Origin of the sequence: Enterobacter cloacae complex sp. 342H5 (genome assembly GCF_050030905.1) — a bacterium.
Classification (GTDB): domain Bacteria; phylum Pseudomonadota; class Gammaproteobacteria; order Enterobacterales; family Enterobacteriaceae; genus Enterobacter; species Enterobacter intestinihominis.
Genome location: NZ_JBLGVB010000001.1, coordinates 452357 through 479052, shown reverse-complemented (window position 1 = coordinate 479052; position 26696 = coordinate 452357). Strand labels below are relative to the sequence as shown.

Below are 26696 nucleotides of genomic sequence, written 5' to 3'. Positions count from 1 at the left end.
CTGATCAGTAGCCCATATTTTTCTTCTTCTCTAACTCTTCTTTCGCCGTGTCCGGCAGGTAGAGCGTGGATTTGGTGATGGTCAACTTCTCAGGCTGGGTGCCGTCTTTCTTGAATTTCTCCAGCGCATCGAATGCCGGGCCCGCCATGTTCGGCGTCAGCTCCACGCTGGCGTTCGCTTCGCCGTCAATCATCGCTTTGTAGATGTCCGGTACGCCGTCGATCGAGCCGGTGAGAATATCTTTGCCCGGCTTCAGGCCCGCTTCTTTGATGGCCTGGATGGCGCCGATCACCATGTCGTCGTTGTGGGCGTAAACCATGCAGATATTTTTGCCGTTATTTTCTGCCTTGATGAAGCTTTCCATGACCTCTTTACCCTTGCTGCGGGTGAAGTCGCCGGACTGAGAACGGATGATCTTGATGTTTGGTGCTTTGGCGATGGCCTCCGCGAAACCTTTCTTACGGTCGATAGCCACGCTCGCCCCGACGGTGCCCTGCAACTCAACCACGTTACACGGCTTGCCATCCACCTGCTTCACCAGCCAGTCACCAATCAGTTTGCCTTCCAGCACGTTATCGGCGGTGACGGTGGTCATATAGAGAGATTTGTCTTTTACGTCGATGGAACGGTCGAGCAGGAACACAGGAATTTCAGCCTCTTTAGCTTCCTTCAGCACCGGCTCCCAGCCCGTGGCAACAACCGGGGCGATAAAGATGGCATCCACGCCCTGAGCGATAAAAGAGCGCACCGCTTTAATCTGATTCTCTTGCTTTTGCTGACCATCGGCGATTTTTAGGGTAATACCGCGCTTTTCGGCCTCACTTTTCGCCACGTTCGTTTCAGCGGCGCGCCAGCCGGATTCAGATCCGACCTGCGAAAATCCAACGGTTAACGGTGCGGCCATCGCCATAGACGACATGGCTGCCGAAACTGCTGTAACAAGAAGTAAGCGCTTCCACATATGAACGTCCTCGTAGGGTAGGTTATTGTTGGTTAAAAGATGTTCTGCGGATGAACTATAGCCAATGGAATATGTTACGGATTGCGTTACATCACACTTCAGAAAAGTGAATAAAACGTTAATCACAAGTTTGTAATCGCTTTCATTTCCACATTTAAAATGCGGCTGAGTTTATGGATTATCCTGTCATGGAAACGGTCTGAAAAGTGAAAGCGCGAGGGAGATAAGACGAAAACAGGCGAAGACTTTCAGCGCCAGTTGGCTATAATACCTGCCACTTGTTTACCATCCATTTTAAAGGACACCGACATGAGCTTACTCAACGTCCCTGCGGGTAAAGAACTGCCAGAAGACATCTACGTTGTGATCGAAATCCCGGCCAACGCAGATCCAATCAAATACGAAATCGACAAAGACACCGGTGCGCTGTTCGTTGACCGTTTCATGTCTACCGCCATGTTCTATCCGTGCAACTACGGCTACATCAACCACACTCTGTCTCTGGACGGTGATCCGGTTGACGTACTGGTCCCAACGCCATACCCATTGCAGCCAGGCTCCGTCATTCGCTGCCGTCCTGTTGGCGTGCTGAAAATGACTGACGAAGCGGGTGAAGATGCGAAACTGGTTGCCGTACCGCACACCAAGCTGAGCAAAGAGTACGATCACATTAAAGATGTGAACGACCTGCCAGAGCTGCTGAAAGCGCAGATCGCCCACTTCTTCGAGCACTACAAAGATCTCGAAAAAGGCAAATGGGTTAAAGTTGAAGGCTGGGATAACGCAGAAGCGGCGAAAGCAGAAATCATCGCCTCTTTCGAGCGTGCTGCTAAGAAGTAATTCTTACTGCTGATACTAAGCCCCGCGCGTCGGGGCTTTTTTGTGCCTTTCGATGCGCCCGGCGGCGCTACGCTTGCACGGGCCTACAATCAGCAAGAGGCGCAAAACGATAACGCCACCTTACGGTGGCGCTGTCGTTTTTCAGAACTGGTCTCTGTCTAACCAGTTACCGCTTTCAATCAGCGTTAACCCATCGACCGAACGTTGGTACACATACATCCATGCACTGCCGTAAGGCGTCTGGATCAACTGGCGAGCGTATTCACCGCCCCTGGTGCGCAAGGCATCAAGTTCGGCCAGCGTAGCATTATCAATACGATAAACCTCACCCTGTACCGTTCCGTTCCCCGGAACCGCGCCTGGATAGTGGCCCAGACTGTACAACTGGTAGTTTTCGATTGTGTAATTTCCCAGCAACTGGGCGTTGGTCATCCAGTGGCTGTTGCCTTGCTTGGTTCGTAAACTGCCGTAAACAAATATTCGCATTGCTAAAACTCAAACTGATAGAGCAGATCAAGTGCCTGGTCTACGCCGGACACTGCTTCCAGATATAGCTTAGGCATCAGGCGATAACGTAACGTGAGTGTAGCCAGTGAGTCAAAGATCCCCACGCCATATTTTACCTGTAGACCCGGCAGTACATAGCCGCTGACCACTACCTGCGAGGAGTCACCCACGCCCTGAGTGTCCAGCGCCAGATTGCTTACGCCAAACGTCTCGCCGATTTTACCCACAACCTGACCACTTTGTGCAACCCCCAGACCGACTAACATCGATGTCATTGCCGCACCATCGCCCTGTTGGCTATCCAGACCCTGGCCGCGCAGCAGGTAGGAAAGCGCTTCCTGTTGCGACATGGCCGGGTCAGAGAAGATCTCTGCCTTAGGTTCATCGGCGGAGCCCGTCACGCGCACGCCCGCAATCACATCATCTTCGGTGGCTTCCGGGTTACGGATCGCTTCGATATTGAGTACCGGCTGATCCGGTGGGCCGGAGAACAGCAGCTCACCTTTACGCACAATCAAATCCTGACCGTAGGCATGGAAGCGCCCTTCAGGAATATTGATTTGTCCATTGAGGCCAAGCCCCTGTTGATCCTGCGCCACCTTCAGGTCACCCGTGAGTCTCGCCTTCAGCCCAAACGCGTCCAAACGCACGTTATTCCCCACGTGCACAATAAGATTACTATTGATCGGTATGCCAGCGCTCTTCTGTTCAACAGGTTTCAGATTTTCATTGAGCATAACTTCATCACTGGAGACGCCAACCGCGCTTTCCGGCACTTCGTGAACCACGATGCGCGCCCAGGGCACGTCGACGTGGCCGTCCAGGGTGAAGAGACTCGGCGTTGCCTCAAAGACCACGTCTGGCGACACGTCCAGGCGCACCATCGGCGGTACCGTGATACGCACCCTGCTGCCCTTGGCCGCAATACGGGCGCGCCAGTTGTCGAGCTGGCTCCAGTCTGCGTCACCAGTCAGGTTGATTTGTCCCTGCTGTGTCAGCACTGAGCCACTGAGGGTTGAGCTTTGGCCGTTAAAGTTCATCGTCAGCTGGCTTGGCTGCATATCGAACGGCATAAAGTTACCGTCAATGTCCACGCCGTTTAACCGCATTTGGCCAAACAGCTGCGGGCTTTGCGCATCCCCCGCCAGACGCAGGTTGGCGCTGAGCATCCCCGCCGCCTTTTCTCCCCGCGAGAAAATCGGATTCACCATCGCCAGGTTGAAGTTGCGAATATTGACGTTGCCGCCGAGATTGCGCCGCCCTTGCGGATCGGTAATTTGCACCTGTCCGTCAAGCTGACCGTTGTTGGTCAGACGAATAAGCCATCCCAGTTCCGCACGATTGTTACGCAGGTCAGCGTTCACATTCAGGGTGTCGAACGCCACCGGCAGCGGCGCGTCATTGACCTCCTGCGTCACCTTCACGTTACGCCCGGAGAGGGTAACGCTGCCCTGCGGCAGTCCCTCTTTGGTGGTGTCCCACGCGACGTCCGCTTTACCGCTGAAGACCCCGCTGGCCTGGGTGGTTTCCGGCATAAACGGTTTCAGCATCGCCAGGTCAAAACGGTTGAGGTTGATCTGCGCGCGTCCTTCCGCGCCCGCATCAATGGTCTGCGGCACGCACAGCTCAGCATTCGGGTTGGTCCAGCAGTGTGGCCCAATGCTGATCTTTTGCTCCGCATTGCGGTAGTCCAGCGCGATGGATCGGGACAGCACCAGCGGGCCGACCGGCGTGCTGAAGCGGGTGTTATCCAGCACGCCCTTCCAGCGCGTTGCCTGGCGGTCAAAACTGCCCGTCAGGTGCAGCTGCCCGGAGACCGGCTCGCCCTGAACGCGCAGCTGGAGATCGTGCTGCTTTTCGTTACCTTTTGCCGCCAGCGTGACCAGACTGATGTTCACGTCCGGCTGGGAGATACGCTCCACGCGCAGGTCCAGGTTTCCGCCAATCTGATCGGTGGATTTCACGTTCCCTTCGACGCGCACGCGGGCAATGGAAAGTTCCTGCCAGCGCAGGTTATTGGCGGTGATGTCCGCCAGCAGCTGCGGCGCCTCCACTGTACCGCGAACCTTCACTAACCCCTTCGCCGTCCCGCCAAGACCCGGCAGGGCGTTATCGAGATTTGGCGCGTCGATGGTGGCATCCAGATCGAGATCTTTCACCCCCAGCTCGCCTTTGATATCTGCCGTGTTGCGGCCCAGCGCCACGTGCAGGCCCGGGATCACCCACTGGAGATAGCTGTTGCCCTTAAGCGAGCCCTCTACGTTGACTTTGTTCTGCTTCACATTACCGGTGAGCTTGAGTTCCGGCACGTCCATCTGCCAGGTGCCGCCGTACAGGCTACCGCGGGTTTTGATCAGACCATTCAGTTTTGACGGCCAGTCCGGGACTTCTTTAGCGGTGTTGATCCCGGTCAGCTTCAGCTCGCCGCGCCAGCTGATCGCCTGCTGCCAGTCGAGCAGCGCGGTCAGCTCGGTTTTCCCTTCCAGCGCCGCCACGGTCAGCTTGTCGAGGTTAACCTGCAACTCGTTACCCTTCGCATCCAGAGTAATATCGGCGGGCGGTACTCCCTGCCCCTTCACTGCCGTACGGAACGACAGCGTGTAGTCGGTCATTTTGCCACTCAGCTTCAGCTTTAGATCGTCGGCCTGGAACTGCTTTTCACCGGTGAACGGCCAGTAAAGCTGCTTGCTGACAATCTCAAGGTTGAGCGGTAGACCGGCCTCTGCCAGCTGGGTTTGCCCGCGCAGTACCATATCCACAGGGCCGGAGAGGTTCACGCCGAACTCCAGCTTCTCGCGCAGCGCACCGCCGACTTTCACCTTCACCTTCTCGCCTTTCAGCGGATCGATGTTCAGGGCGCTGTTAAGGGTAATATCTACCGGCCAGTTATCGCGCAGCAGCGCATTGCCTGAGGCGTTTACCGACCCCTGGTTGGTATCGATATCCAGCGCGTCGAGCTTCATGTTGCCGTCGATACTGCTGACTTTAAGCAGTATGTTGAAGACCGTCAGATCGGTATCGCCGGTCAGACGCAGCTGCTCGCCCTTAAACTCTTCGATATTGAGGTTCAGCGGCAGATGCACGTCGGTCATCTCCGGCAGAACCGGTTTCGAGAAGAGATCTTTCAGCGTTTCACCCAGCGGTTTTTCTTCCGGCTGCGGGTTCTGGATCTTCGGCTCGACGATCTCTTCCTGCGCCACGTCGGCCACCTTCGGCAGCGCAATCAGCAGCCCTTGCAGGGAGGTTGGGGTCAGGGTGAGGTTTTTCTCCTGCCAGCGCAGACCGGAGGTGAAATCCATCACGGATACCGTCGTGTCGTCGATTTTGATATTGACGTTATCCAGCGCGACCCGGTAGAGCGCAATCGGGTACGGCGTGGAGAGATTCAGCGGGCCGCTGTCCTCTTCCTCGACAGGCTCAGACTTCGGCATTTTTTTGGAGTCTATCGCCACGTTAACGTCTTTTAGCGACAGATCGTTTACGCACAGCTGGCTGTCCCGCAGGCAGCCGAGCTTTACCGCCAGATGAAATTCGCCAGCGTTCACCGCCACGCCGGGCTGTTCATAACGAATATTCTTCAGGCGCAGATCGCGCCAGCCGCCCGTCACCTGGCCGATTTCCAGCCCTGGCACCCAGCGGTTCGCGGCGTTAAACAGCAGATGCAGGCCCGTGGTGGTACCCACCAGAAATGCCACCGTGCCGAGCAGTAATACGATAAAAATCAGCACTCCGAGGCTTATCTTCTTCCATAAACTCATAATTCAGGCCCCAGACCGATGTAAAACTGTAAACCGTGTTCTTCTTTGTCGCCCACCGGAACGGCGAAATCGAGCTTGATCGGCCCGACCGGTGACTGCCAGCGCACGCCCACACCCGCGCCGGTTTTGAAATCGCTGCGGCGGATGTCGTTCACCGCCTCGCCGCTGTCGACAAACATGGCGCCCCACCATTTGCCGCTGACGTTGTACTGATACTCCAGCGAGCCGGTCGCCAGTTTAGAGGCCCCGGTCAATTGGCCTTTCTCGTTTTCAGGTGAGATCGATTTGTACTTATATCCGCGAATGCTGCGGTCGCCCCCGGCGAAGAAACGCAGATCTGGCGGAACGCGTTCGAAGTCACCGGTTTCGATCCAGCCCAGGTTGCCACGAACCACAAAGCGGTGCTTATCGTAGAGGGTACGGATCCAGACGTTTTGCGCCTGCACGACGGAGAAATCCACGTCTGAGCCCCAGGCGGAGTTGGAATAATCGATGGAGTAGCGCTGAGAATCGCCCCAGGTCGGCATCAGGCCACCGCGCGAGCGGGTACGGCTGATCATCACGCCCGGATAAAGCAGCATGGTGGTGTTGGTGACGTTTGCCTGAGTAAAGTGGTCAAGGCTCCAGCGCAGGTTAATGGCGCGCTGCCAGCCGCTGGAGAGATCCCAGAAGCGTGATACCGCAAGCGTCGTCGAATCCTGCTCGGTATCGTTCAAATCGGTACGTTTAAAGCCGCCCTGCACGAGGTAGTATTGCTCAAGCGGATTTTTCAGCAGCGGCATTTTATAGCTGAAGTCCAGCTGCTGTTCAGGCGCAGACAGGCTGAGGCTGGTGGTCAGGCTGTGACCGTAGGAGTTCATCCACGGTTTTTTCCACGAGGCTTTCACGCGCGGGCCGACGTCCGTGGAGTAGCCGACACCGGTCTCAATGGTGTTCTCGGTGCGCGGTGAGACCACGCCATGCAGCGGTAACACTTTCGTTTTACGGGATTTATCAAATTGCGGTGCCACCACCACGGAGTTAAACCAGCCGGTGGCAGATAAACGACGGTTCAGCTCGCCCAGGTCGCTGGACTGGTAGTAGTCGCCCTTTTTGAACGGCACCAGGTTTTGCAGATACTCGTCACGGATCTGCGATCCTTCAAAGGTTACATCGCCAAACCGATAGCGCTCGCCGCTGTCGTAATCGATATCCCAGAATGCCTGACGTCGTTCAAGCGCAACGCCCAGCTGGCTTTTGTTGAACTGGCTGTCAAAGTAGCCTTTGCGCAGCGAAACGCTGGTTAAGGATTTTTTAAAGCGATCGTAATCCCCGTGATTAAGCACGGTGCCCACTTTCGGGCGGTTGCTGAGCAGATCAAGGTAGTCACGATCCGTGCGCGCACCGCCGCGCAGCACCACGTTCGTGCCGCCAATCAGGACGGGTTCTCCCGGAGAGACGCGGGCAATCAACACCTGACGTCCTTTAGCCGGCGGCGGGCGTAAATCGAAATCAATGGTGGGTTCGTAGTACCCCAACGCCTTTAAGCCTTCGCGAATGGCGTCATCCACGCGCGCGCGAAAACGCCGATCCGGCGTGACTTCATCGCTCTGGATGGTGGAAAGCTGCGCACGCACGTTTTTTTCCAGCGCCCCGGATAACCCCTCAACCTGCAAACGGACATTCGCCGCGCTGGCAATCCCGCTTGTCAGCATTAAACTGACTAAACATAACTGGCGGATCTTTGTCACGTTTTCTCCTGAATATCCCTGTTTCCACCCTGGAAGCAAATGCAGTGCCGCTCCGCGGCAAAATACGGCCTGAAAGCCAAAAACCCAAATTACGGGTTGAAAAAGGGCCTAACACCCAAATATTTCTTATGATTAAATCTAGACTCATTCATCGCATTTATTGTGTTCAATTAAACGCTTCGTGACAACCTTAACCGAAACAACGCTACCCCGGAGGCCCCACCGTGAGTTTATTTGATAAAAAGCATCTGGTATCACAAGCCGATGCGTTACCGGGACGCAACACCCCTATGCCAGTGGCGACATTACACGCCGTAAACAACCATTCAATGACAAACGTTCCTGATGGAATGGAGATCGCCCTGTTTGCCATGGGCTGCTTCTGGGGCGTAGAACGCCTGTTCTGGCAACTGCCGGGCGTGTACAGCACCGCTGCGGGCTACACCGGAGGATATACGCCTAACCCAACCTACCGCGAAGTCTGTTCCGGTGAGACCGGTCATGCTGAAGCGGTGCGTGTGGTGTATGACCCGAGCGTCATCAGCTATGAACAGTTGCTCCAGGTGTTCTGGGAAAACCATGACCCGGCGCAGGGCATGCGTCAGGGTAACGATCACGGCACCCAATACCGCTCGGCCATCTATCCGCTCACCCCTGAGCAGGAGGCTGCGGCCCACGCCAGCCTGACGCGTTTCCAGGAAGCGATGCAGGCAGCCGGTGATAAACGTCAGGTCACGACGGAAATCGCTACTGCGAAACCGTTCTACTATGCCGAAGACGACCACCAGCAGTACCTGCATAAAAATCCGTACGGCTACTGCGGCATTGGCGGCATCGGCGTCTGTCTGCCTCCACAGCAGGACTGATTACTGCATCAGCGCCACGCGAGCCGCGTGGCGCGCCTGTAAGCAAAAGTGTCAGTTCATTACTTAACCACTCACTGCCTTTTCATCCGGCCACTTTTTGCCGAAAACGTGACCTCTGGCAGATTTACACGCCTTTACGCTATACTACCGCTGAAATAATCGGCTCAACGCTACGAGCTGAGTTCAATGTGTCTTCACACGAATGGTATCAACTCCCCTTCTGAGGATCTGGCGAGAAGCCGGATAAACTATGTTAAACAGTATTTTAGTAATACTTTGTCTTATTGCCGTCAGTGCATTTTTCTCGATATCGGAGATCTCGCTGGCTGCCTCCCGTAAAATCAAACTGAAGCTGCTTGCCGACGAGGGCAACATCAACGCATCACGCATTCTGAAAATGCAGGAAAACCCAGGCATGTTCTTTACCGTGGTGCAGATTGGCCTGAACGCGGTCGCCATTCTTGGCGGTATCGTGGGCGATGCAGCATTTTCTCCGGCGTTTTATAGCCTGTTTGTAAAGTACATGTCCGCAGAGCTGGCCGAGCAGTTGAGCTTCATCCTCTCCTTCTCGCTGGTCACCGGTTTGTTCATTCTATTCGCGGACCTGACCCCGAAACGCATCGGTATGATTGCGCCAGAAGCTGTGGCTTTGCGTATCATCAACCCGATGCGCTTCTGCCTGTATGTCTTCCGTCCGCTGGTGTGGTTCTTCAACGGCCTGGCGAACGTCATTTTCCGCATCTTCAAGCTGCCGATGGTGCGTAAAGACGACATCACCTCTGACGATATTTATGCGGTGGTGGAAGCCGGGGCGCTGGCAGGCGTGCTGCGCAAGCAGGAGCACGAGCTGATCGAGAACGTTTTCGAACTGGAATCCCGTACCGTGCCGTCCTCCATGACCGGCCGTGAGAACATCATCTGGTTCGATCTGCATGAAGACGAGCAGAGCCTGAAGACTAAAGTGGCGCAGCATCCGCACTCCAAGTTCCTGGTCTGTAACGAAGATATCGACCATATCATCGGCTATGTGGACTCCAAAGACCTGCTGAACCGCGTGCTGGCAAACCAGAGCCTGGCGCTGAACAGCGGCGTGCAGATCCGCAACACCCTGATTGTGCCGGACACCCTGACGCTCTCCGAAGCGCTGGAAAGTTTCAAAACCGCCGGTGAAGACTTCGCGGTGATCATGAACGAATATGCGCTGGTGGTGGGCATTATCACCCTCAACGACGTCATGACGACGCTGATGGGCGACCTGGTCGGCCAGGGGCTGGAAGAGCAAATTGTGCAGCGTGATGAGAACTCATGGCTGATCGATGGTGGTACGCCGATTGAAGACGTCATGCGCGTGCTCGACATCGACGAGTTCCCGCAGTCCGGAAACTACGAGACCATCGGCGGCTTTATGATGTTTATGCTGCGTAAGATCCCGAAACGTACCGACTCGGTGAAATTCTCTGGCTTCAAGTTTGAAGTGGTGGATATTGATAACTACCGCATCGACCAGCTGCTGGTAACGCGCATTGATAGTAAACCGACCGTGCTGGTACCGAAGCTGCCAGATGCGGAAGATAAGGTGTCGGCGTAACCCTTTGTATGTCCCACAAACATCAACGGCTCCCATCGGGAGCCGTCTTTTTAACTACTACTGCATAGCACGTTGGTTAAGCCATCTCAGTTTGCAGACGCATAACCTGACGGTTGACTTCGGACATCACAGACAAGTGCTGTTTGTCCTTCACTTTCGGGATAAGGATTTTGCCCTTATCGAACTCAAAAGCGCCAACATCCTTGATATACAACCGTCCACGGAACAGGATCTTCACGTACTTCGCCACCTGAAGCGGGTTGTAGCGTTGGAAAATTTTCATTCTTGTATCTCCTGCGAATCATACGCCCTTGCGGTGCCACAATCGGCCCGACTGTCCTGAGCGCAAATTTTGATGCCCAATGACTATAGACCAGAACCTCGTACTTACCCAGTGTGCATAAGTTTATTTACCGTTTGATTACAATTATTCAGAATAATCTTTGCAAAGCGTGATACAGAGCAGTATATGCCGTCGTTTTTGCGTGGATATGTGCGTTCGCCCGCAAACTGGCATCGGGATTGCGGGAAAAGCCCATTGATCGCACTTATGATTAAAAGCGCATGACCAAGTGGTCGGATCACCTGCTCACAATAAGGAAACACCATGACCCTACGTAACCTCCTGGCAGCAGCTTGCCTGTTGCTGCCGCTGATGGCTTCCGCACACAACATTGAAAAAGGACAACGTGTCCCGCCGGTCGGCATTGCTGACCGGGGAGAATTGATTCTCGACAATGATAAGTTTAGCTATAAAGCCTGGAATAGCGCGCAGCTTGCGGGCAAAGTGAGAGTTGTACAGCATATTGCCGGACGTACATCCGCTAAAGAGAAAAACGCCACCCTCGTGGAAGCGATCAAGGCCGCAAAACTCCCGCACGATCGCTACCAGACCACCACCATCGTGAATACCGACGACGCGATTCCCGGCTCCGGGATGTTTGTGCGCTCAAGCCTTGAGAGCAATAAGAAGCTCTATCCTTGGTCGCAGTTTATTGTCGACAGCAACGGCGTGACGCGTAAAGCGTGGCAGCTGGAAGAAGAGAGTTCAGCGATTGTTGTGCTGGACAAAAACGGTCGCGTACAGTGGGTTAAGGACGGCGCGCTGACGCAGGATGAGGTGCAGCAGGTGGTTGCCCTGCTGCATAAGCTGCTGACTCAGTAAAGTGACACCCTGAAGCCAGGATTGAGGAATGACTCGCGCGGGGTGTAGTCCAGTGGCTTACCCTGCCAGTCATGCACATGCGCGCCTGCGGCCGCAGCCACCGCATGCCCTGCCGCCGTATCCCAGACGTTCGTCGGCCCGAAACGGGGGTACAACTGCGCCTGCCCTTCCGCCACCAGACAGAACTTCAGCGACGAGCCAATCGACGTCGTCTGGTGTTCCCCCAGCTGTTGCAGGTACTCCTCCAGCTCGCTGTCGCTGTGCGAGCGGCTGATCACCACCAGCGGAGGACGGGCATCTCGCACCTGGATCTGCTTACGCACGCCGCACTCTTCCTTCCAGGCTTTACCTTCCGCCGCGCTGTACATCACCTTCATCACCGGGGCATAAACCACGCCAAGCACCGCCTTTCCTTTTTCAATCAGGGCGATATTCACGGTAAATTCACCGTTACGCTTGATGAACTCTTTCGTGCCGTCCAGCGGGTCCACCAGCCAGTAACGCTGCCAGTGCTGACGTTCGTCCCAGCCCTGGGGCGCTTCTTCAGAAAGGACCGGAATATCCGGCGTCAGGGTCTGCAAACCTTTCAGGATCACCGTATGCGCCGCGATATCCGCCGCCGTCACCGGGGAGTCGTCCGCTTTGCTGACAACATCCATCGGTTTCGCACCGTCGTACACCTGCATAATGGCATCACCCGCATCCCGTGCGAGCTGACAAATTTGATCTAACATTCTCCACCTCTTCGTTAACGCAGTGGGCATAACTTATTGTTTTAGTTATATCGTAATGTGAACAATTCCGCTATCTGTGAAGCAATTCTGGTTTCAGCGTTCTTTTTTCTGGCAGCATTCACACTTCTGTAAGCAACAAATACTACATACATACTCTTTTGTGGCTTGGATCGAAAAAAGGACTCCTCAGATGATTAAGTTTAGCGCAACGCTCCTGGCAACGCTGATTGCGGCAAGCGTTCAGGCAGCGACGGTGGATCTCCGCATTCTGGAAACCACCGATCTGCACGGCAACATGATGGACTTCGATTACTACAAAGATACGCCTGTCGAAAAATTCGGACTGGTACGTACGGCAAGTTTGATCAACGCCGCCCGCGGTGAAGTGAAAAACAGCGTGCTGGTCGATAACGGGGACTTAATTCAGGGCAGCCCGCTCAGCGACTACATGGCGGCGAAGGGGCTGAAGAAAGGCGAGATCCATCCTGTTTATAAGGCAATGAATACGCTGGACTATGCCGTCGGCAACCTGGGCAACCACGAATTTAACTACGGCCTGAAATACCTGCACGATGCGCTGGCAGGAGCAAAATTCCCGTACGTTAATGCCAATATCATCGACGTTAAGACGAAAAAGCCGCTCTTTACCCCTTACCTGATTAAAGAGACCGAGGTTGTCGACCAGGACGGTAAAAAACAGACGCTGAAAATCGGCTATATCGGCTTTGTGCCGCCGCAGATCATGACGTGGGATAAAGCCAACCTCGACGGGAAAGTAACCGTCAACGACATTACCGAAACGGCGCGCAAATACGTGCCGGAGATGCGGGCGAAAGGCGCGGATGTGGTGGTCGTTGTGGCCCACTCTGGCCTCTCGGCCGACCCGTATCAGGCGATGGCTGAGAACTCCGTGTATTACCTCAGCCAGGTACCGGGCGTGGATGCGATCCTGTTTGGTCACGCCCACGCCGTCTTCCCGGGCAAAGATTTCGCCAGTATCAAAGGCGCGGACATCGAAAAAGGGACGCTCAACGGTGTGCCATCGGTGATGCCGGGCATGTGGGGCGACCACCTTGGCGTGGTAGATCTGGTGCTGAATAACGACAGCGGGAGCTGGAAAGTCACGCAGTCGAAAGCGGAAGCGCGTCCGATTTATGATGCCGCTGCAAAAAAATCCCTGGCCGAAGAAGATAAAAAGCTGGTCGATGTCCTGAAGCATGACCACGACGCAACGCGTGAATTTGTCAGCAAGCCGATCGGTAAATCGGCTGATAACATGTACAGCTTCCTCGCGCTGGTACAGGATGACCCGACCGTGCAGGTAGTCAACATGGCGCAGAAAGCCTATGCCGAGCACTATATTCAGGGCGATCCGGATCTGGCCAATCTGCCGGTTCTGTCTGCCGCGGCGCCATTCAAAGTGGGCGGGCGTAAGAACGATCCGGCCAGCTACGTTGAGGTGGAAAAAGGCCAGCTGACCTTCCGTAATGCCGCCGATCTCTACCTCTATCCCAACACCCTCGTGGTGGTGAAAGCCACCGGGAAAGAGGTGAAGGAGTGGCTGGAGTGCTCTGCCGGACAGTTCAACCAGATCGATCCGCACAGCAGCAAACCGCAGTCGCTGATAAACTGGGACGGTTTCCGCACCTACAACTTCGACGTGATCGACGGCGTGGAATATCAGATTGATGTAACCCAGCCCGCGAAATATGACGGCGAATGTCAGGCCATTAATCCGCAGGCAGAACGCATTAAACACCTGACCTTCAACGGCAAAGCGATTGATCCGAATGCCACTTTCCTCGTGGTGACCAACAACTACCGCGCCTATGGCGGTAAGTTTGCCGGTACGGGTGACAGCCACATCGCCTTTGCCTCGCCGGATGAGAACCGTTCGGTGCTGGCGGCGTGGATTAGCGCGGAGTCGAAAAAAGCGGGTGAAATTCATCCGGCGGTGGATAACAACTGGCGTCTGGCGCCGATCCACAGCGACACGACGCTGGATATTCGCTTTGAGACATCACCGTCCGGTAAAGCAGCCGCGTTTATCAAGGATAAGGCGCAGTATCCGATGAAACAGGTCGCGACGGATGATATTGGGTTCGCGATTTATCAGGTGGATTTGAGCAGGTAGCGATGATTGTGCCGGGTGGCGCTTGCGCTTGCCCGGCCTACGGGATCGAGGATTGCGGGTAGGCCGGGTAAGGCGAAGCCGCCACCCGGCATTTCATGCCGCACGATCGTCCCGATTCGCCATCACCTTCGGCGTATTCACCTCAATCCAGTCAGCCAGCGCGGCCACCTTCTCGCTCACCTCCAGCCCCATCGGCGTCAGGCTATATTCCACGTGCGGCGGCACAACCGGATAAGAAACGCGATCGACAAACCCGTCCTGCTCCAGCGCCTGAAGCGATTGGGCCAGCATCTTCTCGCTCACACCGCCCAGCTTGCGGCGCAGATCGCTAAAACGATGCGTCCCCTGACGTAACGCCACCAGGATCAGCACGCCCCAGCGGCTGGTAACATGTTTGAGCACTTCCCGTGACGGGCACTGTTCTGCGAAGAGATTGCCATCGCGCATTTGCTCGCTGAGCGTCGGTATCGGTGTTTTCATACTTACCTTTTTGTGCGTACTTACTAAAAGTTAGTTATGGTGATAGTGTGCCACAACACCAGACAAACACGAAGGAGATTCATCATGATCGCGATTACCGGCGCAACCGGCCAGCTTGGCCAACACGTTATTGAAGAACTGCTGAAAACCGTTCCGGCCAGCCAGATCGTGGCTATTGTGCGTAACCCGGCAAAAGCCGACGCCTTAAGCCAGCGGGGAATTGTGGTACGTCAGGCGGACTATACCGACCAGGCCGCGTTCACCACCGCCCTGAACGGCGTGGATAAGCTGCTGCTTATCTCCTCCAGCGAAGTGGGCCAGCGCGCCGCACAGCATCAGAACGTGATTAACGCCGCCAAAGCCGCCGGGGTGAAACTTATCGCCTACACCAGCCTGCTGCATGCGGATACCTCCCCGCTGGGTCTGCACGTTGAGCACGTCGAAACCGAAAATGCACTGGCGGCTTCAGGCGTGCCTTACGCCCTGCTGCGCAACGGCTGGTACACCGAAAACTACCTGGCAAGCGCGCCGCCAGCGCTGGAACACGGCGTATTTATAGGTGCCGCAGGCGAAGGCAAAATTGCCTCTGCGACCCGTGCGGATTACGCGGCGGCTGCGGCAAAAGTGATTTCTGAAGAGGGTCACGCCGGCAAGGTGTATGAACTGGCAGGTGACAATGCCTGGACGCTGAGCGAACTGGCTGCGGAGCTGAGCAAGCAGAGCGGTAAGCCGGTAACGTATCAGAACCTCAGCGAAGCCGATTATGCCGCTGCACTGAAAGGCGTTGGTCTGCCTGCCGGGCTGGCGGAGATGCTGGCGGATTCCGATACCGGTGCGTCCAAAGGCGGCCTGTTTGACGACAGCCGTACCCTGAGCAAACTGATTGGCCGTCCGACCACGCCGCTGGCGGAGAGCATCAAAGCCATTCTGTAATTGTTAAGAATTGGTTATTTTTTGTGGCATCCCTTCGGGTCATCTCGGATAATGAAGCGATGACCCACAAGGAGGCTCACCGTGCAAGGCGTACCGGAACAGTTTACTGATGAGAGAGACAGCGCGCGCTTTCGCCATCTGGCGCAGTTGCCGGGTCTGGAGCTATATCACGCGCATATTGCTGACTACGCCTTTGAGCCTCACACGCATGAAGCCTTCGGTATCGGCACCATTGAAACCGGCGCCGAACGCTTCCGCTATCGCGGTACCCAACACTTAGCCGCTGAAAAATCGGTCGTGACCATGAACCCGGACGAGATCCACACGGGCGAATCCGCCACCGAAGGCGGCTGGCGCTACCGGATGGTCTATATCGAACCCGACCTGCTGGAAGAAGTCACCGGCCTTCGCCACTGGTGGTTTAGCGACGTGACCCGCCACGACCCGCTGCGCTCGCAGCAAATTGGCCAGCTGATTTACGGCCTTTGGCATACGAACGATGCGCTGGCACAAAAAGGGTTGCTGCTGGATCTGATTGAGACGTTCCAGCCGCTGGCCCGTCACGCGCCGGTAGCCCGGGAGGGCGCGCACCGCTTCGAGCGCGTTCGCGACTATCTGCACGACAACTATATGCGCGCCCTTACGCTGGACGAACTGGCGAACGTTGTGTCGCTCAGTCCGTACCATTTCCAGCGCCAGTTTAAGGCCCATTTTCACGTCACCCCACACCAGATGCTGATGGCCATCCGGCTGTGGCGCGCCAAAGCATTCCTCACCCATGGCATGCCTGCCGCCGAGGTGGCCGCCGCAACGGGGCTGACCGATCAGTCTCACCTGACCCGCGCCTTTACCCGCCGCTACGGCATTACGCCCGTGCGTTACCAGAAGCAGGTTTCGCCGCGCTTAACGGCTCAGGGCTTTATTGCACGTTAAATACTGTGCTTAGATTATTTATCAGTTATTGCAGCGATACACTGTACCGCTTAGCGTAACGTTAGTTTGTTGGCTGGAACCTGAGCCGAAGTAGGCGCTCCCGGTCTGCCCTGCTCGCTGCGTAAGAATAACGACAACGTTACCCCCCATACTGTAAGCCTGGTTTTTTAAATCATTACGTGCGCCAGTCTCAAGATTAGAGTTTGACGTCCATCCACCCGTGAAGAAGTTTCCCTGGCTGCCCGTCACTTCCCCCAGGAATGTACAATTGCCGGTTGGTTCAGTATTAGTAATACGTACCCGTTCAGCGCCCTGGTTCAAGTTATTTGCTGAGCATGCGGTTAACGCCATACTGAATAATACTATCGCTCTTTTTTTCATGTCTTTATTTTATCCCTTTGAAATAAAATGAGTTATCAGGCATTTTTGTTATACACGCGCGATCACTCAAATAGCGCATCAATAATAGAGTAATGTTACATTCAACTCAAGAATTATAATTCCTCATCTAAAGCCGGTCACAAATAAAACCGGTTTTTGCCGGGCTAAATCCTGAGCACGATAATGGTCTTCGCTTTCATTGATTTCTTCATTACTCCTGTTTCCAAAGATCGCGCTTGGGTTTACAACCATTAGTGCAAACACCGCCATTAAGCAGACTAAAAATAGTTTTATCACAATTATTACATTAACGTTCGATCGTAAGACAAACATAATCGCCAGCTCGCTGTGGCTATTAATATGGTGCAGATAAAAAATGAAAAACCATCAAAAACGCTTACCACGCCTGAAATAATCTAGTAGCCTGCTGCCTTATTGGCAGCCTTAATTCTTTTGGATCGCGAATCTTTCTCATATTTATCTTTCTCCTCTAACACACTTCCAACCGCATCAATCCATGAATTAGCCGTACAGCCGGTAAAAAGCGTTATTGAAAGCAGCAGTAGCGCATTTTTTAAAAAATGTAATTTCATTTGTTTTCCTGTCAACATCGAACTGACTGTATTTTATTTTACCAGCCGAATGGATAACATCAGCGTTGGCGACAATGTACGTAGGAAAAGTCCCACAATCCTGCGTGGAGAGTTGCGTGTTACGGAAATCAGTCAGTGACGATAAAAAGAGGAAAAACCTTACACGTGAAAGCGAAAAGGGACACCTCGTTCTGTAGTAAAAATGGCTATACTGAGCGTTAAGTAGCAAGTAAACAGAACGATTTAACAACCTATTATTCAACACGTTATATACATTTTACGCATTCAGGTTGTTTTGGTGAAGCCTGATTTGAAATGAACTGACTGCACGGGTTCAACCTACAGCCAGTTTGTCGCCGCACCAGTGGAATGAACCAGGCTAATGCGTTAACATCAGAATAATGCATCGCTTGCCGATTATATTAAGGGTTAGTATGAAAACCGCACTTGTTGTAGACGATCATCCTTCAGTCCGCATGGCATTGAAAATGACATTAGAAAAGATAGGCTTCACTCATGTGGATGAATGTGATAACGGTGCGCAGGCTATAAACCAGATAAAAAAAGGGAAATACAATATCGTCATACTGGATATTGGTATTCCTAACATGGATGGGATGTCGGTTATCGCGGCGGTGCGAAAAGCAGAGATTAATACAAAAATCCTGGTGTTCACCTCACAGTCAGCGGAACTCTATGCCAGCAGATGCATGATGTCCGGCGTGTCTGGATTTTTGACAAAGAATGAGGGTATGGAAGATGTTTCAGCGGCGATCAAAGCCATCAATTCTGGTTTTACATTTTTTCCAAATATAAGCTATGCCAACAATTTTACATCAAGAAAATCATCCTCACTGACAAACCGCGAGCTAGAGGTACTGCGTAAAATCATTGCTGGAATGAAAAATATTGAAATAGCAGACAGCATGTGCCTGAGCAGCAAAACAATCAGTACCTATAAAACCCGGATAATGACAAAAATGGGCGTTACGACACTGGTTGATTTGATCGAGATTGCTAAAAGAGAAAAGATTGAATGAAGCGATGGGTTCACTTTAAGCTGCTGCTTATTTTAATGCCATTGTACGCCTGTGCGGAACCACTGAGCGACAAATCTCTGTCTCTGGAACTTTACCCCGATACAACCATCCAGCGTTTTTATAAGCAATCTCTGAAGGTGGGTGTTTTCAGGCCCGATTATCCGCCTTTCGATATCGTTATTAATAGCGAATACCTTGATGGGATCAATGCCGACATACTGCGGACAATCCGTAATAATTCGGATATCCATTTCTCTGTCACCCTTTTCGATAACGCTGTCGCTGCTTTTGACGCGCTGGCAGAAGGGTCTATTGATGCGATCACGACCACTGGTCCGGTAACTGAAACGAAAAAATCCAGGTATTCTTATCTCCCGGTTATTTCAACGAATAAAATAGTTGAAATCGCACCCGCGGAAAATAAACCCGATACAAAAGATTACGAGACGATTGCCATCGTTGATCGGTTTATTTCTGATGAGTTTATAAAAGAGCGCTATCCTGAAGCAAAAATAAACCGCTACGATTCCGTACTGAATGCGCTTGCCTCTGTCGCCCTCCATAAAAACGATATCTATGTGGGTGATGCAATAAGTGCTGGTTATTTTTATAACAATAGCGTTTTCAATACTCTTCACGTCAGTCGCCAGCTTAATACCATTAACCAGGCAGAAGGAAAAGTATATTTCGCAATACGTAACTCTGATATAAAAACCAGACAAATCATAGAATCCGGGCTACAAAAGATATCCCAGTCAGATCTGTCAGAATTCATAAGGGGCTGGGATAAATCCAGTGATTTTATCACGCCGGGCTCACCACAATATCTCACCGAAAAGGAAGCCCGGTGGTTACAAGGTAAGAAGCAGTTTTATGTTCAGCTGCCAACAACCGCGCCACCTTTTTCAGAATATGCTAACGGGACGTTTACTGGCATCATCCCTGATGTCTTTAGCCTGATTGGCAAAATGCTTAACGTTACGTTTGCATTTTTGCCAGAAAACCCGTCATCAAAGAACATTAATCCTGATCAGATCGTTGGCTTTGCCAGCTCCGTATACAACACCGATACGCGATATCGGTTTACCCGAAGCTTCATTCAATTTCCTCTTGTTTTCGTTACTCGTCACGGTGAGAGCCTAAAAAAATTGCCTACGCGCGCTCGCCGGATCGCGACTTTTATGGATGTTAATCATCTCGAGGGTTATGATCTCACTTCGTATACCGTTGTGCCTGTATCTTCGACGGCAGCTGCCTATAATTTATTAAGCAGTAACAAAGTCGATGCCGTACTTGATAATTTTGTCTCCGCTAATTATTACACACACACGCATCAATATTCCCTGGCCATAGACGATATAGTTGATGGAAATTTTGCCAAACTTTCCCTGGGCATTTCCGCGCACAATGAAATTTTGTATGAAATAATCAATAAATCATTAAAGAACCTCGCCGGATCTGAACTCGACGATATCACCACGAAATGGACCGCCGCGCCATCAAAAACAAGTTTCATCGAAGCAAACAAAACCGCCATTCTCTACACGGTAATAGTCCTTCTCCTGCTGGGCATGATTTCCACCGGCTGGGCGCTTGTCCTTCGAAAGCACGTTCGACATGCACAGCGGACCCAGAGAAAACTGGACGATCAGCTGGCTTTGACAAACGCGCTTATCAACGGCACGCCGAATCCCCTGTATGTTCGTAATAAAGATGCAGAGCTCATATCGTTTAATGAGGCCTATACGGAAGCTTTAAAAGATTTCCATATCGAACAGGAATACGCTTTTAGTCAGGCTGAGTTTGAAAATACAACGGCCTCACATCCTTCGTCTCTTGAAACATACCGCCAGGATTTCTTCAGCGTGTTACGGGATAAGGTATCAATATCGAAAGACCGGGCAATTACATTCAGCGATGGGCGCCCTGATGCCGTGATATATCACTGGATGGTGCCATTCCTGGATGCCGAAGGCCGCGTAAATGGCGTTATTGGCGGCTGGATTGACATCACGTCGAGAATCGAAATGGAAGAGAGCCTAAGAGCAGCCAGGAAGGAATCTGAAAGGGCGAATGTAGCAAAATCCACTTTTCTTGCCACCATGAGCCATGAAATTAGAACGCCTCTGAATGCCATTATCGGTATGCTGGAGCTTGGAACAAAAAAACTCCACGATGGAATCATAGACAGTACCGCATTCGACGTCGCCTATTCTTCGTCAAACGTACTACAGGAACTTATTGGTAATATCCTTGATATTTCCATGATTGAATCTGAAAAACTGGTTATTCATTATACAGAAATGGAGCTCAGAAAAACCATTGAACAGATTATCTCCTTATTCAGGCCTGGCGCGTTCAACAACGGTATCGAGCTTGTACTCCTATATCCAGCAAAGCTCGACGACATCATTGTGACAACAGATGAGCTTCGGTTCAGACAGGTTGTCAGCAATATCATCAGTAATGCCATCAAATTCACGAATGAAGGCGAAGTGCGTGTCGCAGTAGAATGCGTTAATTCTCAAGTCACAGACGTCGCCCTGCTGCAAATTGCCATAACGGATACGGGCTGCGGTATATCGCCTGAAGGGCAACAGACATTATTCCGACCTTTTTCCCAGGCTGATATTAACGGCTATTCTCATCAGTCAGGCTCCGGGCTTGGACTCCTCATCTCTCGCCGGCTTTGTGAAGCTTTGGGTGGAGGCATACAACTTCATAGTCAACCGGGCGTGGGAACCAGAGTCGACATTACGTTAAAAGTGGGCGTAAGCCAACAGAAGAGCAAGCGTGCTGCGGCAGAGGTTATAGATATCCAGCGTCAAAACAGCTCAGCCACCGTTCTTGTCGTTGATGATTTTTACCCAAATCTCATGCTGTTAAATAAGCAGCTGTCATACCTTGGCTACGTCGTGATCGAATGTAGCGATCCTCGTGACGCATATGCTCAGTGGAGAAGCACCGGTGCCGAGATTATTATCACTGACTGTAATATGCCGTATATCTCAGGAATTGAGCTGACAAAATTAATCCGTAAGGAAAACAGCGATACTGTAATTATCGGCCTGACGGCTGATGCCCGCGATGAACAAAGAGGAGCCTGTCTTCAGGCCGGGATGACGGAATGCCTCTTTAAACCCGTTTCGCTCAAAACCCTATCCCTCGCATTAAGCAAATTTGCCAGCGCTATCCAGCCCGCCACAAACACATGCGCAAAAGCGGAAGATCGGGTCGACCAGCATGTATTTAACTCCTGCTTAGCGCATCTCGACGTCACCATCAGCGATTTGCACGACGCTATCAGCGCGGAAGATTTCTTGCAGATCGCCGAACTTGCTCACCTGATGAAAGGTGGTTTTTATCTTCTGAAGAACGATTCGCTGGCTGACTTATGTACTGAACTGGAAGAAGCCGCAGACAGGAAAACCATCAGCCTCTGCCTTCAGCTTGCGCTACGTCTTGAAGATGCGGTAAGCGATCTCTCGTCATGAACCTTGAGCCTAACCAAGCGCTAATGTTTGGCTTTGACTGAGTATCAGACGCGCTTTTAGATATAATTCCTGACGGCTGTGCGTCCCGATCCGGTCCGACAGTAAAGCGCGCTGACAATAAAGCGTTTTTACCGAGCGAAAGAGCCGTCTGGCCTCAAGAGGAAGTGGGATATCTTTTTCCAGCATTTGCATGGTTCGGTTATCACATCGAGTGAGCAGAGGCAGAACGTTGTCCGAAGCGTGCGAGGCGTAACCGGCAATCCAGCGTCTGATTATTTCAGCCACCGCATAAATGCTGGTATCTGGAGTAATGAACAGTGTTCGTTCATATCCGCTGGTCCCTGACAGCATTCGGAAGCAAGAGTCAGTACAGAAAACAATACGAGGGATCTTCCCTTCCATTGCCGCATCCTCCTTCATCCGCCATACGAACACCTGTGGCAGCGTCATTCCGACAAAGACCTGCACCTGGATCTCTGGCATGGTAATAATGTCTGGCGAAATAATATTCCTGAAAAGCACCACCAGCGCGGAACAAAATACATTATTGGCTCCGCTGATAGAAATACGGGAACGCCCTGTCAGCATCACCTGTTCGGACCATATGACTTCCTGCATCTTCTTTCCTGTAAAATAGGCCGATCGTTCTCATCGTCCCACGTCGTTGATTGCAGGATATGAAAACCGACGTTATGCCGTGGTCGTAAAAATCCGTCGACTATAGTAATGACACCGTCCTTCGAAGCCTGTAGGTCTTATAGGTATGTCTTGTAGGATTAAACTGAAACCACGGAAAAAGTATCCTGGCGGCTGACGCTTTGGCCCCATGTCTTTACGTTCCCTGAGCGCTAATGCGCAACCTCATACAATACGCGTGCATCTGTGCCTCCTACACTGGCTACAACATGTATTACTGTGGACGAAAAGATGATTAGCGGCGTGTTGTATGCCCTGCTTGCAGGGTTGATGTGGGGGCTGATTTTCGTCGGCCCGCTGATTGTGCCGGAGTATCCGGCAATATTGCAGTCGACCGGACGCTATCTGGCGCTGGGGCTTATTGCCGTGCCGCTGGCATGGCTGGGGCGTGCGCGTCTGCGCCAGCTGAGTCGCCAGGACTGGCTCACCGCGCTGTGGCTGACCATGATGGGTAATCTTATCTACTACGTCTGCCTGGCGAGCGCCATTCAGCGTACCGGTGCGCCGGTGTCGACCATGATTATCGGCACGCTGCCGGTGGTCATTCCGGTTTTCGCAAACCTGCTTTATAGCCAGCGTGACGGCAAACTGGCGTGGTCAAAAATGGTGCCCGCGCTGGTATGCATCGCCGTGGGGCTGGTGTGCGTGAATATTGCCGAGCTACGCCACGGCCTCGAAAACTTCAGCTTGTGGCGTTACGGTTCTGGGATCTTTCTGGCGGTTATTTCGGTTGTCTGCTGGGCCTGGTATGCCCTGCGCAACGCACGCTGGCTGCGGGAAAACCCGGATAAGCATCCGATGATGTGGGCGACGGCGCAGGCGCTGGTCACGCTTCCTGTCTCGTTGCTGGGCTATGTGGGCGCGTGTGTCTGGCTGGGTAGCCAGCAACCGGCATTTACCCTGCCCTTCGGACCGCGCCCGTGGATATTCGTCGGGCTAATGGTCGCCATTGCCGTGCTCTGTTCGTGGGTTGGCGCACTGTGCTGGAACATTGCCAGCCAGAAGCTGCCAACGGTGATACTGGGGCCACTGATTGTCTTTGAAACGCTGGCCGGGCTGCTCTATACCTTCCTGATGCGCCAGAGCGTGCCGCCGCTGCTAACGGCCTGCGGGATCGCGCTGCTGGTTGTTGGGGTGGTGATTGCGGTGAGAGCGAAGCCGGAAAAACCGATGGTCGTTCCGGCGTCGGAGGGGTGAGCTTTTCGACCAGCGGCGCTTAGCTTGCAGGGCCTACAAAACCGTAGGCCGGGTAAGCGTCAGCGCCACCCGGCACAGTATCAGAACGTTTCCCAGTTCGCTTCAGACGCCGCTACGGGCTGCGCTTTAGGTGCATAGGTCTTTACCGGCGCGGCTTTCACCGCCTGGTTACGGGTGATCTTAAACACCGCCACCGCGTCGTTCAGGCGCGCGGCCTGATCTTCCAGCGCCGCCGCCGCCGCCGCAGACTCCTCCACCAGCGAGGCGTTCTGCTGGGTAACGCGATCCATCTCCGCCACCGCCTGGCCCACCTGGTCGATACCGCGGCTCTGTTCGTCGGAGGCCGACGCAATCTCACCCATGATGTCAGTCACGCGCGTAACTGCATTGACGATCTCTGCCATCGTCGCGCCCGCTTCATTTACCAGCTGAGAGCCCGCGTTAACGCGCTCGCCGGAATCATCGATCAGGGCTTTGATCTCTTTCGCCGCCTGAGCGCTGCGCTGGGCAAGGGTACGCACCTCACCCGCGACAACCGCGAAGCCACGCCCCTGCTCGCCCGCACGCGCCGCTTCTACCGCCGCGTTCAGCGCCAGAATATTGGTCTGGAAAGCAATGCCATCGATTACGTTGGTAATTTGCGCAATTTTGCTGGAACTGGTGGCGATTTCGTCCATGGTGCGCACCACGCCTTCTACCACATTTCCGCCCTTCTTCGCGGTGGAGGAGGCGTCCAGCGCCAGACGCGACGCCTGACGCGCGTTATCGGCGTTTTGCTTCACGGTGGCGGTTAACTGTTCCATGCTGGCTGCCGTCTCTTCCAGAGAAGCGGCCTGCTGCTCGGTGCGAGACGAGAGATCGTTGCTGCCCGCCGAGATTTCACCCGCGCCGGTGTAGATGGTATCTGCGCCTTCACGCACCACGCCCACCGTGTTGGCCAGCGCAGTCTGCATCTCCTGAACGTTGCGCGCCAGGATCGCCATTTCATTTTTACCCTCAGCCTGAATCGGCTGGGTTAAATCCCCTGCCGCAATGGCGCGGATATGGCTGATCACCTCTTCCAGCGGCAGCAGCAGCACGCGGCGCATCGCAATCCAGCTGGAAATAATCACCGCGATCACCAGCAGCATCACCGCAGAGAGGATCCACAGAATGCGTTTGTAGTCGCTTTCATTGTCTTTGATGCCTTTGTCGGTGAGCGCGGCCTGCGCCTCGCGCCATTCGCGATAGACCTTTTGCATCGCGGTCTGCTTCTGTTCGGCATTTTGTTTGAACATATCTTCCAGATTGCCCTGCCCCAGCAGAATGTTCATTTGCGTCAGCGTGGCGGAGTAGATGCGGTAGTGCTCTTCCAGCCTGTCGGCCAGGTGCTCGTCCATACCCGGCGTTTCCGGCAGCGCGTAATATTTATCGTAATGTGTCTGGGCATCAGCCAGCAGGTTTTTCGCGGTATTGACCAGCTCGTTCAGCTGCCCGCCGTTAATCTGCGACGCCATGCTGCTTTGCAGACGCAGCATGCCGCGGTTAAGGGTAACACGCGCCTGATTCAGGCTGATCCAGGCGTCGGTAAACTCCGCGACGTTCTGGCTGGAAAGCTGAGAAACGGTGAAGTTCTCTTTGTCGTTATTGAGCGCATTAATGAAAATGCCGGCGGAGATCAGTTGCATGATGCCGAGCACAAGCAGCACCGAAATCAAAAGAGTAATGACTTTTATACGTTTAAACATGCGTTGCCTTTTTTATATACAGGTATTGTCTGACCTGTATCTATCGGCACGCGCGGCAGGTTGTTTACTGTTTCTCCACCTTTAAAAACTTTCGAAAGCCCTTTTCTGCATTCAATCAGCAAGTTAAAAGCACGATTTTTTTGTGATCCCCTTCTCATTTTTACCCTTGCCTCTAAAGGGTTATAGTATCCACATAAAGATGCATTTAAAATACATCTTATATTCCTGATGATGAGGTAACTGCTATGGCCTTCCGCGACCAACCCTTAGGCGAGCTGGCGCTCTCCATCCCTCGCGCCTCTGCGCTGTTCCGTAAATACGATATGGATTACTGCTGCGGCGGTAAGCAAACGCTGGCGCGCGCAGCGTCGCGTAAAGAGCTGGATGTAGAAGCTATCGAAGCGGAGCTGGCTAAGCTGGCAGAACAGCCTGTCGACAAAGACTGGCGCACCGCGCCGCTGGCTGAAATCATCGACCATATCATTGTGCGTTACCACGACCGTCACCGCGAACAGCTGCCGGAGCTGATTTTACAGGCCACCAAAGTTGAGCGCGTTCACGCCGATAAACCTTCCGTACCGCGCGGCCTGGCAAAATACCTGACCATGCTGCACGAAGAACTATCCAGCCACATGATGAAAGAGGAGCAGATCCTCTTCCCGATGATCAAACAGGGCATGGGCAGCCAGGCAATGGGGCCCATCAGCGTGATGGAAAGCGAACATGATGACGCCGGCGAACTGCTGGAAGTGATCAAACACACCACCCACAATGTCACACCGCCGCCAGAGGCGTGCACCACCTGGAAAGCGATGTACAACGGCATCAACGAGATGATCGACGATCTGATGGAACACATCAGTCTTGAGAATAATGTTCTGTTCCCGCGTGCATTATCGGGTAAATAAAAAAGCCCGGTGGCGCTAGCGCTTACCGGGC

General features: G+C 53.3%; 22 protein-coding genes. 11 read left to right on the top strand and 11 right to left on the bottom strand.

Annotation, left to right across the window (positions count from 1 at the left end):
- Positions 1-4 precede the first annotated feature (4 nt).
- Entirely contained in the window at positions 5-961 is a 957-nt protein-coding gene (gene ytfQ / locus ACQG03_RS02340) for a galactofuranose ABC transporter substrate-binding protein YtfQ (RefSeq protein WP_022646853.1), read from the bottom strand.
- Between the two features lie 309 nt (positions 962-1270).
- On the opposite strand from ytfQ, the gene ppa reads away from it, so the two are divergent.
- A complete protein-coding gene (gene ppa, locus ACQG03_RS02335; RefSeq protein ID WP_006810347.1) occupies positions 1271-1801 on the top strand; it encodes an inorganic diphosphatase in 531 nt (176 codons plus the stop codon).
- A gap of 141 nt (positions 1802-1942) precedes the next feature.
- On the opposite strand, the gene ACQG03_RS02330 is transcribed toward ppa, so the two are convergent.
- From ACQG03_RS02330 to tamA, 3 genes are read right to left on the bottom strand one after another with little or no spacing between them, the layout of a single operon-like run.
- Positions 1943-2287 carry a gamma-glutamylcyclotransferase family protein gene (locus tag ACQG03_RS02330; protein ID WP_045307822.1) on the bottom strand — a complete coding sequence of 115 codons (345 nt, stop codon included), beginning with the start codon at positions 2285-2287 and terminating at the stop codon, positions 1943-1945.
- Positions 2288-2289: 2 nt separating this feature from the next.
- Positions 2290-6066 carry an autotransporter assembly complex protein TamB gene (tamB, locus tag ACQG03_RS02325; protein WP_063163219.1) on the bottom strand — a complete coding sequence of 1259 codons (3777 nt, stop codon included), beginning with the start codon at positions 6064-6066 and terminating at the stop codon, positions 2290-2292.
- Positions 6063-7796 (bottom strand): autotransporter assembly complex protein TamA, encoded by a 1734-nt coding sequence (gene tamA / locus ACQG03_RS02320; protein WP_022646850.1) that lies wholly within the window; start codon positions 7794-7796, stop codon positions 6063-6065. Before tamA ends, tamB begins: the two co-directional genes overlap by 4 nt.
- 224 nt (positions 7797-8020) lie before the next feature.
- Here tamA and msrA point away from each other — a divergent pair, with 224 nt between their 5' ends.
- Together msrA and ACQG03_RS02310 are read left to right on the top strand one after the other, a co-directional pair.
- Positions 8021-8662 carry a peptide-methionine (S)-S-oxide reductase MsrA gene (gene msrA, locus ACQG03_RS02315; RefSeq protein WP_003856057.1) on the top strand — a complete coding sequence of 214 codons (642 nt, stop codon included), beginning with the start codon at positions 8021-8023 and terminating at the stop codon, positions 8660-8662.
- A gap of 250 nt (positions 8663-8912) precedes the next feature.
- Complete coding sequence (locus tag ACQG03_RS02310) at positions 8913-10250, top strand: hemolysin family protein (RefSeq protein ID WP_022646849.1); 1338 nt, start codon at positions 8913-8915, stop codon at positions 10248-10250.
- 76 nt (positions 10251-10326) lie between these two features.
- On the opposite strand, the gene ACQG03_RS02305 is transcribed toward ACQG03_RS02310, so the two are convergent.
- Entirely contained in the window at positions 10327-10533 is a 207-nt protein-coding gene (locus ACQG03_RS02305; RefSeq protein WP_003856054.1) for a DUF1107 domain-containing protein, read from the bottom strand.
- A gap of 324 nt (positions 10534-10857) precedes the next feature.
- Between ACQG03_RS02305 and ACQG03_RS02300 the strand changes: the two genes are divergently transcribed.
- Positions 10858-11415 carry a YtfJ family protein gene (locus ACQG03_RS02300; RefSeq protein ID WP_017383934.1) on the top strand — a complete coding sequence of 186 codons (558 nt, stop codon included), beginning with the start codon at positions 10858-10860 and terminating at the stop codon, positions 11413-11415.
- On the opposite strand, the gene cysQ is transcribed toward ACQG03_RS02300, so the two are convergent.
- Positions 11409-12149, bottom strand: a complete 741-nt coding sequence (gene cysQ / locus ACQG03_RS02295) for a 3'(2'),5'-bisphosphate nucleotidase CysQ (protein ID WP_022646848.1) — start codon at positions 12147-12149, stop codon at positions 11409-11411. The genes ACQG03_RS02300 and cysQ overlap by 7 nt on opposite strands.
- Positions 12150-12339: 190 nt before the next feature.
- On the opposite strand from cysQ, the gene ACQG03_RS02290 reads away from it, so the two are divergent.
- Positions 12340-14283 carry a bifunctional 2',3'-cyclic-nucleotide 2'-phosphodiesterase/3'-nucleotidase gene (locus ACQG03_RS02290; RefSeq protein ID WP_426726067.1) on the top strand — a complete coding sequence of 648 codons (1944 nt, stop codon included), beginning with the start codon at positions 12340-12342 and terminating at the stop codon, positions 14281-14283.
- 93 nt (positions 14284-14376) lie between these two features.
- Here ACQG03_RS02290 and ACQG03_RS02285 read toward each other — a convergent pair whose 3' ends face one another.
- Entirely contained in the window at positions 14377-14763 is a 387-nt protein-coding gene (locus tag ACQG03_RS02285) for a winged helix-turn-helix transcriptional regulator (RefSeq protein ID WP_022646846.1), read from the bottom strand.
- An 84-nt stretch (positions 14764-14847) separates the two neighbouring features.
- Here ACQG03_RS02285 and ACQG03_RS02280 point away from each other — a divergent pair, with 84 nt between their 5' ends.
- Complete coding sequence (locus ACQG03_RS02280; RefSeq protein WP_022646845.1) at positions 14848-15696, top strand: SDR family oxidoreductase; 849 nt, start codon at positions 14848-14850, stop codon at positions 15694-15696.
- An 81-nt stretch (positions 15697-15777) separates the two neighbouring features.
- The gene (locus ACQG03_RS02275; RefSeq protein WP_058647071.1) at positions 15778-16629 is read left to right on the top strand and encodes an AraC family transcriptional regulator; all 852 of its coding nucleotides are present in this window, start codon (positions 15778-15780) and stop codon (positions 16627-16629) included.
- Positions 16630-16650: 21 nt separating this feature from the next.
- On the opposite strand, the gene ACQG03_RS02270 is transcribed toward ACQG03_RS02275, so the two are convergent.
- Entirely contained in the window at positions 16651-17010 is a 360-nt protein-coding gene (locus ACQG03_RS02270) for a DUF4156 domain-containing protein (RefSeq protein ID WP_023305310.1), read from the bottom strand.
- Between the two features lie 416 nt (positions 17011-17426).
- Positions 17427-17603, bottom strand: a complete 177-nt coding sequence (locus tag ACQG03_RS02265) for a hypothetical protein (RefSeq protein WP_023305308.1) — start codon at positions 17601-17603, stop codon at positions 17427-17429.
- 434 nt (positions 17604-18037) lie between these two features.
- On the opposite strand from ACQG03_RS02265, the gene ACQG03_RS02260 reads away from it, so the two are divergent.
- Positions 18038-18643, top strand: a complete 606-nt coding sequence (locus ACQG03_RS02260) for a response regulator transcription factor (RefSeq protein WP_023305307.1) — start codon at positions 18038-18040, stop codon at positions 18641-18643.
- Positions 18640-22137 (top strand): ATP-binding protein, encoded by a 3498-nt coding sequence (locus tag ACQG03_RS02255; RefSeq protein WP_063163220.1) that lies wholly within the window; start codon positions 18640-18642, stop codon positions 22135-22137. The genes ACQG03_RS02260 and ACQG03_RS02255 overlap by 4 nt, the downstream gene beginning before the upstream one ends.
- 9 nt (positions 22138-22146) lie before the next feature.
- Here the strand turns inward: ACQG03_RS02255 and ACQG03_RS02250 are convergent, their stop codons facing one another.
- Complete coding sequence (locus tag ACQG03_RS02250; protein WP_023305305.1) at positions 22147-22755, bottom strand: hypothetical protein; 609 nt, start codon at positions 22753-22755, stop codon at positions 22147-22149.
- A 309-nt stretch (positions 22756-23064) separates the two neighbouring features.
- On the opposite strand from ACQG03_RS02250, the gene ACQG03_RS02245 reads away from it, so the two are divergent.
- On the top strand, positions 23065-24030 hold the full coding sequence (locus ACQG03_RS02245; RefSeq protein ID WP_022646843.1) for a DMT family transporter: 966 nt from the start codon (positions 23065-23067) through the stop codon (positions 24028-24030).
- A gap of 80 nt (positions 24031-24110) precedes the next feature.
- On the opposite strand, the gene ACQG03_RS02240 is transcribed toward ACQG03_RS02245, so the two are convergent.
- On the bottom strand, positions 24111-25757 hold the full coding sequence (locus tag ACQG03_RS02240; RefSeq protein WP_045307817.1) for a methyl-accepting chemotaxis protein: 1647 nt from the start codon (positions 25755-25757) through the stop codon (positions 24111-24113).
- A gap of 245 nt (positions 25758-26002) precedes the next feature.
- Between ACQG03_RS02240 and ytfE the strand changes: the two genes are divergently transcribed.
- Entirely contained in the window at positions 26003-26665 is a 663-nt protein-coding gene (gene ytfE, locus ACQG03_RS02235) for an iron-sulfur cluster repair protein YtfE (RefSeq protein WP_023299148.1), read from the top strand.
- Positions 26666-26696: the final 31 nt, after the last annotated feature.